Source organism: Pseudomonas sp. CP-1, assembly GCF_021213715.1.
GTDB classification, from domain to species: Bacteria; Pseudomonadota; Gammaproteobacteria; order Pseudomonadales; family Pseudomonadaceae; genus Pseudomonas; species Pseudomonas aeruginosa.
On record NZ_JAJQKY010000013.1, the window covers coordinates 100,123 to 111,441 of the forward strand.

Annotated in this window: 11 protein-coding genes; 7 read left to right on the plus strand and 4 right to left on the minus strand. The window is 68.5% G+C overall.

Annotated elements, in window-relative coordinates:
* Positions 1 to 22: 22 nt before the first annotated feature.
* Positions 23 to 1,159 carry an SRPBCC family protein gene (locus LT948_RS23140; RefSeq protein WP_023980968.1) on the minus strand — a complete coding sequence of 379 codons (1,137 nt, stop codon included), beginning with the start codon at positions 1,157 to 1,159 and terminating at the stop codon, positions 23 to 25.
* Positions 1,160 to 1,283: 124 nt separating this feature from the next.
* Between LT948_RS23140 and bsrA the strand changes: the two genes are divergently transcribed.
* From bsrA to LT948_RS23160, 4 genes are all read left to right on the plus strand, one after another.
* The gene (gene bsrA, locus LT948_RS23145; protein ID WP_033995534.1) at positions 1,284 to 2,189 is read left to right on the plus strand and encodes a LysR family transcriptional regulator BsrA; all 906 of its coding nucleotides are present in this window, start codon (positions 1,284 to 1,286) and stop codon (positions 2,187 to 2,189) included.
* Between the two features lie 147 nt (positions 2,190 to 2,336).
* The gene (locus LT948_RS23150; RefSeq protein WP_003088837.1) at positions 2,337 to 2,765 is read left to right on the plus strand and encodes a nuclear transport factor 2 family protein; all 429 of its coding nucleotides are present in this window, start codon (positions 2,337 to 2,339) and stop codon (positions 2,763 to 2,765) included.
* A 16-nt stretch (positions 2,766 to 2,781) separates the two neighbouring features.
* A complete protein-coding gene (locus tag LT948_RS23155) occupies positions 2,782 to 3,894 on the plus strand; it encodes a DUF2855 family protein (protein WP_023091859.1) in 1,113 nt (370 codons plus the stop codon).
* A 125-nt stretch (positions 3,895 to 4,019) separates the two neighbouring features.
* Positions 4,020 to 4,262: a DUF2790 domain-containing protein gene (locus LT948_RS23160; protein WP_023091860.1), complete on the plus strand. Its 243-nt coding sequence runs from the start codon at positions 4,020 to 4,022 to the stop codon at positions 4,260 to 4,262.
* A gap of 166 nt (positions 4,263 to 4,428) precedes the next feature.
* Here the strand turns inward: LT948_RS23160 and ada are convergent, their stop codons facing one another.
* Positions 4,429 to 5,505, minus strand: coding sequence for a bifunctional DNA-binding transcriptional regulator/O6-methylguanine-DNA methyltransferase Ada (gene ada / locus LT948_RS23165; protein WP_016561851.1), 1,077 nt, complete (start codon positions 5,503 to 5,505; stop codon positions 4,429 to 4,431).
* Between the two features lie 191 nt (positions 5,506 to 5,696).
* On the opposite strand from ada, the gene LT948_RS23170 reads away from it, so the two are divergent.
* On the plus strand, positions 5,697 to 6,680 hold the full coding sequence (locus LT948_RS23170; protein WP_019371825.1) for a hypothetical protein: 984 nt from the start codon (positions 5,697 to 5,699) through the stop codon (positions 6,678 to 6,680).
* Here the strand turns inward: LT948_RS23170 and LT948_RS23175 are convergent.
* Entirely contained in the window at positions 6,665 to 7,462 is a 798-nt protein-coding gene (locus tag LT948_RS23175; RefSeq protein WP_023091862.1) for a putative hydro-lyase, read from the minus strand. The two genes, LT948_RS23170 and LT948_RS23175, sit on opposite strands and share 16 nt — an antisense overlap.
* 106 nt (positions 7,463 to 7,568) lie before the next feature.
* On the minus strand, positions 7,569 to 8,522 hold the full coding sequence (locus tag LT948_RS23180; RefSeq protein WP_003088829.1) for a LysR family transcriptional regulator: 954 nt from the start codon (positions 8,520 to 8,522) through the stop codon (positions 7,569 to 7,571).
* 254 nt (positions 8,523 to 8,776) lie between these two features.
* On the opposite strand from LT948_RS23180, the gene LT948_RS23185 reads away from it, so the two are divergent.
* Together LT948_RS23185 and LT948_RS23190 are read left to right on the plus strand one after the other, a co-directional pair.
* The gene (locus LT948_RS23185; RefSeq protein WP_003088828.1) at positions 8,777 to 10,048 is read left to right on the plus strand and encodes an MFS transporter; all 1,272 of its coding nucleotides are present in this window, start codon (positions 8,777 to 8,779) and stop codon (positions 10,046 to 10,048) included.
* 24 nt (positions 10,049 to 10,072) lie between these two features.
* Complete coding sequence (locus LT948_RS23190; RefSeq protein WP_003111801.1) at positions 10,073 to 11,302, plus strand: OprD family porin; 1,230 nt, start codon at positions 10,073 to 10,075, stop codon at positions 11,300 to 11,302.
* Positions 11,303 to 11,319 lie beyond the last annotated feature (17 nt).

Sequence of the window (11,319 nt, forward strand, 5' to 3'; positions counted from 1 at the left end):
GATCCGCCCCCGCGGACCCCGATCATACGCTTTCCGCCGCTGCTATCCGCGCCTCGGCGACCCGGCGCAGGCGCTGCATGGACTCCTCCGACTCGCGTTCGATGCGCCGGCGCAGCAGGAACAGGTTGGCCAGGCGCATCGACCAGCCATCGAAGCGGTATTCCAGGGTGCGCACGAAGCGGGTGCCGGCCGCGCTCGGCTGGCATTCGTAGCTCAGGCGCAGGTGCAGCCCCCGGTCGCCACGGGCGTTGGCGCGCCACAGGTGTCCCGGCTGGTACTCGACCACCGTCCAGGACAGGTGCCCGGCGCGGCCGCCGGCGTGGATGTCCTCCTCGAAGCGCGCGCCGGCCGGCAGCGGGCCCGAGGCGCCGTCGACCCGCAACGACGAGGGATGCCATTCCGGCCAGAGTGCCGGGCTGGCGGCGTAGGCGAGGGTCGCCTCGGGCCCGCGGGCGATCTCGATTCGGTGCTGCATGCGGGTCATGGTGTGCTCCTCGGCGGTTTCCGCTTCCCAGTGGAGGGTACCGTAGCACCAGTCCATCAACGGGAAGACCAGGTTGAAGTTGTGCGTCTGCATCAGCTCGCGACGGTGATGCAGTTCGTGCAGGCGGCGCATGTGGCGGATCCACGGCAGACGGCTGAGCGGATGCTCCGGCGGCAGGTGTTCGCAGGCGTGGAAGATCTCGTAGCTGAGGTAGCCCAGCAGCAGGGTCGCGGCGAACAGCGCGGCGAGGTTGTCGTTCAGCAGGCCGAGCAGGCTCCAGGCGAGCAGCGCGCCGAGGCTGAAGACCACCACCAGCCAGGCCGGGAACAGGATCACCCGCCAGTCGCGTGCCTGTTCGTAGCGCATCTGGCCGGCGACGAAGAAGCTGTGGTGGTCGCCGGTATGGCGCTTGTAGAACATCCGCCCCAGCGGGTGCTTGTGGTGGCCGAGGGACTTGTGGATGCGGTACTCGCCCCAGTTGAAGAACACCAACGCGGCCGGCACCGTCAGCCATTCCAGCAGGCTCGGCTGCTCGAGCCGGGAGAGGAAGAAGACGATCCAGGCGCCGCCGTAGGCGAGGACGAAGCCGGCGTGCAGCCAGGGGTTGTAGCCGGGCCGGATGGCCGCGCGGTACTGCTGGCGAAAGGGTTGGGGATCGAAGGACATGGTCGGCATCTCGCGTGTGATTGTTATTGGCTGGGCCGCGAACCGGGCCGATCCGCCGGGCGGAAGGGCTTGCATTCGAGTGTAGCGATGCCAGTCTTATCAGGGTAATGGATAAATAGAATGAGGATTATTCATGAAGCTGAACTTGCAGCAGCTCGACCTCAACCTGCTGCTGGTCTTCGATGCCCTGATGCGCGAACGCAACCTGTCGCGCGCGGCGATCCGCCTGCATCGCAGCCAGCCGGCGGTGAGCAACGCCCTCGCCCGCCTGCGCGAACAGCTCGACCAGCCGCTGTTCCGGCGCACCGCCAAGGGCCTGGAACCCACCGCCGCCGCCCTCGCCCTGTACGTGCCGGTGCGCCAGGCCCTGCATCTGCTGCAGGCCGGCCTTGGCTCCCAGGAAACCTTCGATCCGCACACTGCGCGGACCTTTCGCCTGACGATGAACGACTATGCCCAGTTGCGCCTGCTGCCGGGCCTGGTGACCCGCTTGAAGACCCTGGCCCCGCAGGTGACGCTGGAGGTGCGGCCCGACGAAGGCGCCTCGATCCCGGCGCAGCTGGCCAGCGGCGAACTCGACCTGGCGATCGACTACCTGTACTTCGACGAGCCTGAGCTGGCCTACCGGCCGGTCGGCGAGGAACGCCTGGTGGTGATCGGCCGCCAGGGCCATCCGGCCTTCCGCGGCGGCCTCGACCGCGCCGCCTACGAGGCCGCGCAGCACGTCTCGATCCTGCCGCGCGTCGGGCGCGGCAGTCCGCTGGAGATCGTCCTCGGCTCGGCCAGGGTACAGCGCCAGGTGCAATTGCTGGTGCCGCACTACCTGACCATCCCGGCCATCGTCGCCAGCACCGAGCTGCTCGGCACCGTGCCGCGCCGCCTGGCCGAGCGTTTCGCCGGCAGCCATGGTCTGCAACTGGCGGACGTCCCCTTCGAGATGGCCCCGGTGCAGGTCAACCTGATCTGGCATCGCCAGCAGGAAGCGACGCCCGGCCTGCAATGGCTGCGCGAGCAGATCGTGCAGATCGAACAGGGCTGAGTCGCAGGTTGCGCGCCAGGATCAGTCTTCCGTCACTTTCGATCATTGAGCGAGGCCTTTCCCGCGCCCTATGGTGAGGCTGCGCCCCGCTGCCGGTCCCCGGCCGCCCCGGGGATACAGTCCAGCACCCGCCAGAGGAGCCACCGTATGACCAGCCTGCCGCTCGAAGCCAACGCCGCCGCCACCCTCGCCGAATGGCACGGGCTGATCGCCCGCCGCGACCTCTCCGGGTTGCCGCGCCTGCTGCATCCCGACGCCGTGTTCCGCTCGCCGATGGCGCACAAGCCGTATGCCGGCGCGCCGGTGGTCTCGATGATCCTGAATACCGTGCTCACGGTCTTCGAGGATTTCGCCTATCACCGCCAGTTGGCCAGCGCCGACGGCCGCAGCGTGGTGCTGGAGTTCAGCGCGCGGGTCGGCGAACGCGAACTGAAAGGCATCGACATGATTCGCTTCGACGACGACGGCCGGATCGTCGACTTCGAAGTGATGGTCCGCCCCATGAGCGGCCTCCAGGCCCTCGGCGAGGAAATGGGCCGGCGCCTGGCGCCCTATCTGGCCGCGAGCAAGGCCTGAGGCGGAGGAACCTGCCATGACCCGCATCACCGAAGTCGTGGTCGAGCGTCGCCAGCTCGCCACCGCCGCCCTGCGTACGCGCAACCTGCCCGCCCCGGAGGCGCTGGCGGAAGGCCAGGCGCTGCTGGCGGTCGGCGAGTTCGCCCTGACCGCCAACAACGTCACCTATGCCGCCCTCGGCGATGCCCTGCGCTACTGGGAGTTCTTCCCGGCCGGCGAGGGGCTGGGCATCGTCCCGGTCTGGGGCTTCGCCGAGGTGCTTGCCTCGCGCTGCCCGGGGGTCGAACCGGGCGAGCGCTTCTATGGCTACTATCCGATGGCCAGCCACCTGCTGGTCGCGCCGGCGCAGGTCCGCGGCAGCGGCTTCGTCGACGCCAGCGAGCACCGCCGGAACCTCCCGTCGGTCTACAACCAGTACCTGCGCTGCAGCAGCGACCCGCTCTACCGGGCCTCCGACGAGGCCCTGCAGATGCTCCTGCGGCCGCTGTTCACCACCTCGTTCCTGCTCGACGACTTCCTCGCCGAGCATGCCTTCTTCGGCGCCACCGACCTGCTGCTGAGCAGTGCCTCGAGCAAGACCGCCATCGGCCTGGCCTTCCTCCTCCAGCGCAATCGTGCGCAACGCGGCCAGGACTACCGCATCGTCGGCCTGACCTCCGCGGGCAACCGCGCCTTCGTCGAAGGCCTGGGCTGCTATGACGAGGTCCTGGCCTACGACCGCCTGGACGCACTGGACGCCAGCGGAGACGCGCTGAGCGTGGATTTCGCCGGCAACGGCGCCCTGCTCGGCCAGTTGCACCAGCGCCTGGACGACCGCCTGCGCTACAGTTGCCTGGTCGGCGCCGCCCACTGGGACCAGCGCGGTGGCCTGCCGAAGGCGCTGCCGGGTCCGACGCCGAAGCTGTTCTTCGCCCCGGCGCAGGCGGAAAAACGCCTCAAGGACTGGGGCGGCGCGGCGTTCCAGGCGCGCCTGGCGGAAGTCTGGGGCGAGTTCTCGGCCTTCGTCGGCGGCTGGATCCAGGTCCGCCACGGTGTCGGCGGCAGCGAGGTGCTGGAGGTCTACCAGGACCTGCTGGCCGGGCGCTCGGCACCGCAACTGGGCTACATCCTTTCCCTCGACGGCGGCTGAGGCCGCCGTTCTATACTGCTGGACGGAGGTGGCGAACCCGTCGCGACCGACGAAGCGGGTTCCACCCATGGCGTCGGCGGCGCCCTTGCGCCGTCGCTTCGCGGGGGGATGGAGAGATACCGTCCATGAACCGAGCCAAGCTCTACCTCTGCTGCGTCGCACTATTGCTGGTGCCGGCCATCACCGGTGCGGCGACTGCCGACTACGTCTACGGCATGCCGCTGGACGTGGCCAGGGTGCTGAGCGTCGACGAGGCGCCCAGCGATACCTGCCAGGTGGTGCGCGCCACCCTGGTGTACCTGGACTCCCACGGCGAGCGCCAGGTGTTGCACTACCTGAAGCAGGCGCGTGCGTGCAGCGACGAATGAAACGACGGAGGAAAGGACGAACGGTCAGGGTTGTCGTTTCATTTCACGAAATTTTCACCGCTGACATGGATACTGGAACCAGCTGAAGGACCAGCGCCCCATTGCATAGAGCCCACCATCGAGTGGGCTTTTTGCATTCCGGGCCGCGTATCGCCTGGCCTTGGGCTCAATCCCGCTCTTCCCTGCGCAGCAGTTCGCGCTTGCGCTCCACGCCCCAGCGGTAGCCGGAAATGTCGCCGTCGCGACGTACCACCCGGTGGCAGGGAATCGCCACTGCGATCCGGTTCGCCGCGCAGGCCTGCGCCACCGCGCGCACCGCTCGCGGCGCGCCGATCCGTTCGGCGACCTGCGCATAGCTCGCCGTGCTGCCCGGCGGTATTTCCCGCAGCGCCTGCCAGACCCGTTCCTGGAACGCCGTACCGCGCACGTCCAGCGGCAGGTCCAGCCCCAGTTGAGGCGACTCGACGAAGCCCACCACCTGCGCCACCAGCCGTTCGAAGTCGGCGTCGCCGCCGAGCAGCTGGGCGCGCGGGAACTGGTCCTGCAACTCGCGCAGCAACGGCTCCGGCTCCTCGCCGAGGAGAATCGCGCAGATGCCATGCTGGCTCTGCGCTACCAGGATCGCGCCCAGCGAGCACTGGCCGATGGCGAAACGGATCGCCGCGCCGGCGCCGCCATCGCGGTAATCGCGCGGGCGCATGCCGAGGCGTTGCGACGAGGACTCGTAGAAGCGGCTGTTGGAGTTGAAACCGGACTCGTAGATCGCCTCGGTCACCGAAGCGGATGCCTGGCCCAGGCGCTCGCGCAGGCGCCGGGCACGATAGGCCGAGGCGTAGGCCTTGGGCGTCAGGCCGGTTTCGGCCTTGAACAGGCGATGGAAGTGGAACGGACTCATGCCCAGTCGGGCGGCCAGCGCCTCCAGTGCCAGCGGCGTCTCCGCCGTCTCGATCATCCGGCAGGCCTGCGCCACCCGCTCGGCGCGCTGCTCCGCCGCCAGGCTGCGGTCGCCGGCGGCGCGCCGGCTGGGCCGATAGCCGGCGGCCTCGGCGGCCTCGGCAGTGGCGAAGAACTCGACGTTCTCGCGCCTGGGCCGACGCGCCGAGGAACTCGGACGGCAATAGACCCCGGTGGTCTTCACCGCATAGACGAACGCCCCGTCCGCCGCCGCGTCGCGCGCCAGTACGGCGGCCCAGCGCTGTTCGTCGGTGTGGTAGGCGTTGCAAGGATCGGGCTGCTGGCTCATGGCGTTTCCCCTGTGGGAGCGGATGATGCCCGCAGACTAATTCGCCGTTCAAGCGCAAGAACTCCGGTTCTTGCGCTTGAATTCGAGCGAGGCCGTGCGCCCGGCTTCGGCAGGCGCGGGAGGCCGCCGGCTTGCCTACCCATCGCCAGGCGCCATAATGGCCCGCTCGAACCGGCGGAAGGACTGGGAACATGGCGTTCAAACGGATAGCACTGGCCTACTGCGTGCAACTGGATCGGGTGATCTCCATCGCCAGTGCCCGCCGCGAATACTTCTCCCAGGCCGAGCCGCGCAAACGCTTCGACTTCCTCTGCTCCAGCGAAGGGTGCCGGGCACAGGGGATCAAGGTATCGGCGAGCAACTACGACAAGCTGCCGCAGGACACCCGCAAGGCCGCGCACTTCAGCAAGTTCCCGCATTCCACCCACCTGCCGGACTGCGAGTGGTTCGTCGAGGACGACGAGGACGCTCTGCGCCCGGGCGAATCCGCCGAGGAGGCCGGCCAGCGGCGCATCCGCGACAAGCTGGACGCCTACGTCGAGGAATTCGATCCGGCCATCGCCGAGGAAGCCGCGCCGCCACCAGCGGACCCGGACGCCGAGGAACAGCCGCCGGCCTCCGCCGCAGTGCGCGCCGACGCTCCCGCCGCGCCTCGGCAGAGAACGCAACGGCGGCGGCGCACCCGCGATTTCGAACAGCTCGTCGACACCTTCCGCCAGGCCCGCGCCGAACTGCCGGCGGAAGAATTCAAGCAGTTGGACATCCACATCAGCGGCCTCGGCCGGATAGCGCTGCGCGCCTATTTCCAGCACATCGGCTATGCTACCCCGGGCAGCGCCGGCAAGGTGTTCTACGGCGGCGCCGACCTGCTGCCCAAGCGCTACGGCTCGCCGAACCGACCGCAAGGCTTCCGCTTCAAGTTCCGCGACCGCATCGACGGCAAGCCGGTATTCCTCTACGTCGCCCCGGAAACCTTGCAGGCCTATCCGCATCGGCGCTACCTCGAAGACATCCTCGGCTGCGCCGAAACGGTGCGCTACTTCACCCTCTACGCCCTCGGCCGGCTCGTCGAGGCGCCGAGCGGCAAGAGCTACAGCCTGGAGCCGGACGCCCTGCGCCACCTGGCGATCATCCCCGGTCCGGCGAAGGACGACGCCTCTCAGAGTTCGTCGTAGAGTCGGTCGCTGACCAGCATGTGCCCCGGCGCGTGGCTGATGTACAGCTCCGGCTGGGCTTCGGCGAGTACCGCCTGGGGCGTGACCCCGCAGGCCCAGAACAGCGGGATCTCGTCCGCCGCGAGCGGCACCGGGTCGCCGTAGTCGGGCCGCGCCAGATCGCGGATGCCGATCAGCGCCGGATCGCCCAGGTGCAGCGGTGCGCCATGGGTCATCGGGAAACGGCTGGTGACCTGGATCGCCCGGATCGCCTCGGCGGCCTTCAACGGCCGCATCGATACCACCGTGGGGCCAGCCAGGCGACCGCTCGGCCGGGTGGCGATGGCAGTGCGGTACATCGCCACGTTGCGGCCCAGCTCGAGGTGGCGCAGGCCGATGCCGGCGTCGAGCAACGCCTGTTCGAAGGAGAACGAGCAGCCGATGGCGAAGGCGACGAAATCCGCTTCCCAGAAGGTGCCGATGTCGCTCACCTCGACGGGCTCCTGACCACGTCGATGCACCCTGTAGCGCGGCAGGTCGCTGCGCACGTCGATATCCGCGCCGAGCCGGGCGAAGTGCGGCGAGCCGGGTTCGCTGACGTCGAGCAGCGGGCAGGCCCGGGGGTTCAGGGCACAGAAGCGAAGGAACTCGTCGGCCCAGGATTTCTGCAGGATCACCAGGTTGGCCTGCAAGTGGCGCTGGCCGAGGCCGCTGGTATGGCCGGTGTAGTCGCCGCGGCGGATCAGTTGGCGCAGGACCGGCGGCGGCAGTTGCGCGAGTTCGTGGAAGGTCGGTTCGGGCATGGCGGCTCCGTGCGCTGGCGGACGTCGTTGTTGGCGGGTTTGTAGAAGCGGACGGCGGTCAGCGTCCAACGAAATTTTTCCGCCGGGGGCGATCGGAAAATCCGAATCAGCGCGAACGCAGCCGCCCCACTCCTTTCTTCAGCGGCGCCAGGAGCATGCACTCCGGGCCGACGTTGGCCGCGTAGTCGGCCAGCACCGTCTTGCTCAGCTCCACCACTTCGTCCACCAGTTCCAGGCCGGTGCCGCCGCGCCAGGACACCACCACCGGCAGGTTCGGCGGCGGCGGGCCGAGGCGCAGCAGGGTCAGTTCGCCGCGTTCCAGTTCCTGGCTGACCAGCGCCGGCGGCAAGGCGCCGACGCCGAAGCCATCGCGCAGCAGGCGGGTCATCGCCGCCACCGAGTTCACGCAGTTCAGGCGCGGTGCCGCGACACCGTTGGCGTGCAGCAGGCCGAGCACGTCCTGGTGCGGCCGCGAGTGCTTGGAGAAGGTCACCACCCGCTCCCGCGCCAGGTCCGCCAGCGAGGCGTAGTCGCGGTGGTAGATCGAGCCGGTGGAGACGATCCAGCGCAGCGGGTAGCTGCCCAGTTCCAGGTTGAGCACCGACTCGTGGCGCAGCGAGTCGGTCTGGAAGATCAGGTCCAGGTAGCCCTTCTGCAACTGCTCGGAGAGGTTGCGCGCGGTGTCCGCCATCAGCTCGATCTCCACCGCCGGGAAGGTTTCCGTGACCCTGGCCACCAACGGGCTCAGCCAGGTGTGGATGACCGTGTCCATGGCGCCGATGCGAATCCGTCCCTGGGTGCTGGCGCCAGTGTCGAGCGACTGCTTCAGCGCGTGCATGGTGTCCATCATGCGCTCGGCGTAGGCCAGTACCTTGTCGCCTTCCGGGGTCAGGGTCACGCCGCGAGAGTCGCGGACGAACAGTTTCACGCCGAGTTCGTCCTCCAGCACGGCGATCCGGCTGGAAATGGAAGCCTGGGTGCTGAACAGCTTCTCCGCGGTGAGGCGGAAGCTCTTCAGGCGCGCGACCCAGACGAAGGTCTCGAGGAATTTCAGGTTCATGTGGCGGGCACCGACGGGCAAGGGACACAAGGTGGCAGGAGCGAGCAGCTTCCATGCCAGCGCCCGCCTTCCGGCGGCACATGATCGACGCATGACGGCCTGCTCCGCCATCGAAATTTCTTATCCCCGGCGGCCGCATAAATTAGTTGGACGCTCGCTGGCCAGCCTCGAAGAATGCGACCACCGGGTGCGACGGCGCCCACCGAATCCTCATAACACCAATAACGACGATCGGTGCCCCCATGGAAAAACACATGACCCTCGACGCCGGCCCGGACGCTTCCCGGGACGGTCATTTCGGCTGGTATCGCGCCCTCGACAAGCAGGAACGCCGGGCCTTCTGGAGCTGCAAGATCGGCTACGGCCTGGACGGCATGGACACCCAGATGCTGAGCTTCGTGATCCCCACCCTGATCGCCCTGTGGGGGATCAGCACCGGCGAAGCCGGCTTCATCCACACCATGACCCTGCTCGCCTCCGCCGCCGGCGGCTGGATCGCCGGGATCCTCTCCGACCGCATCGGCCGGGTGCTGACCCTGCAACTGACGGTGCTCTGGTTCGCCTTCTTCACCTTCCTCTGCGGCCTCGCGCAGAACTACGAGCAGTTGCTGGTCGCGCGGACCCTGATGGGCTTCGGCTTCGGTGGCGAATGGACCGCCGGCGCGGTACTCATCGGCGAAGTGATCAAGGCCCGCGACCGCGGCAAGGCGGTCGGCCTGGTGCAGTCCGGCTGGGCCATCGGCTGGGGCCTCACCGCCATCCTCTACTCGCTGATGTTCAGCCTGCTGCCGCCGGAGGAGGCCTGGCGCGCGCTGTTCATGCTCGGCCTGTTGCCGGCACTGTTCGTCCTGGTGGTGCGTCGGCTGGTCAAGGAACCGGCGATCTACCGCGAGGCCAGGCAGCGCAACCAGGGCGCCGACAAGGTCAGCTTCTACGAGATCTTCGCCCCCGGCATGCTCAGCATCACCCTGCGCGCCTCGCTGCTGACCACCGGCGCCCTCGGCGGCTACTACGCCATCACCGCCTGGCTGCCGACCTTCCTCAAGACCGAGCGCGGGCTGACCGTGCTCGGCACCAGCGGCTACCTGGCGATGGTGATCCTCGGCTCCTACGTCGGCTACGTGGTCAGTGCCTTCCTCACCGACCTGATCGGGCGCAAGAAGAACTTCGTCCTGTTCGCCGTCGGCTCCTTCACCGTGGTCCTGCTCTACACCCAGTTGCCGGTAAGCAACGGCGCCATGCTCTGGCTCGGCTTCCCGCTCGGCTTCTTCGCCTCGGGCATCTTCAGCGGCATGGGCTCGTTCCTCACCGAACTGTTCCCGACCCGCATCCGCGGCTCCGGCCAGGGCTTCTGCTACAACGCCGGGCGCGCCATCGCCGCGCTGTTCCCGATGCTGATCGGCATGCTCGGCCAGAAGCTCTCGCTGGGCCTGGGGATCGGCGCCTTCGCCGCGGTCTCCTACGGCGTGGTGATCCTCGCCGCCCTCAGCCTGCCGGAAACCCGCGGCAAACAACTGGAACTCTGAGCCGTCGACCGAGGAAACCCCAGCATGCATCCCACTCCCCGCCTGGCTGCCGCGCTGCTCGTCGGCAGCGGGCTGGGCTGGCCGCTGCTCGCCCAGGCCGACCTGGTCGAGGACAGCCACGCCAGCCTCGAACTGCGCAACTTCTACTTCAACCGCGACTTCCGCCAGAGCGGCGCGCGCGACAACGCCGACGAATGGGCGCAGGGCTTCCTCCTGCGCCTGGAGTCCGGCTTCAGCGAAGGCACCGTCGGCTTCGGCGTCGACGCCATCGGCCTGCTCGGCCTCAAGCTCGACTCCGGCGGCGGCAGCGGCGGAACCGGGCTGCTGCCGGCCGACGGCTCCGCCGGGGGTTCCCAGGACGACTACGCCAAGCTCGGCCTGACCGCCAAGGCGCGGGTCTCCAACAGCCTGCTCAAGGTCGGCGCGCTGCACTTCAAGAGCCCGCTGGTCTCGGCCAACGACACCCGCCTGCTGCCGGAACTGTTCCGCGGCGCGCTGCTCGACGTGCAGGAGATCGACGGCCTGACCCTGCGCGGCGCGCACCTGGACCGCAACAAGCTGAACAGCTCCAGCGACTACCAGGTGTTCAGCGCCAACCGCATCGGCGGGCGCAGCGATGCCTTCGACTTCGCCGGCGGCGACTATCGCCTGACCCCGGCGCTGACCGCCAGCCTGCACCAGGGTCGGCTCAAGGACATCTACCGACAGACCTTCGCCGGCCTGGTACACACCCTCGACCTCGGCGGACAGCGCTCGCTCAAGAGCGACCTGCGCTTCGCCCGGGCCAGCGAGGACGGCGGCTTCCGCGAACTGGACAACCGCGCCTTCGGCGCCCTCTTCAGCCTGCGCCTGGGCGCCCACGCGGTGGCCGCCGGCTACCAGCGGATCAGCGGCGACGATCCCTATCCCTACATCGCCGGCAGCGACCCGTACCTGGTCAACTTCATCCAGATCGGCGACTTCGGCAACGTCGACGAGCGCTCCTGGCAACTGCGCTACGACTACGATTTCGGCGCGCTCGGCCTGCCCGGCCTGAGCTTCATGAGCCGCTACGTCTCCGGCGACAACGTCGCCCGCGGCGCGGCCAACGACGGCAAGGAATGGGAACGCAACACCGACCTCGGCTACGTGGTGCAGAGCGGGCCGCTGAAGAACCTTGGAGTGAAATGGCGCAACGCCACGGTGCGTTCGAATTTCGCCAACGACCTCGACGAAAACCGCCTGATCCTCAGCTACAGCCTGGCGCTGTGGTGAGGTCCGGCGAGCAATGA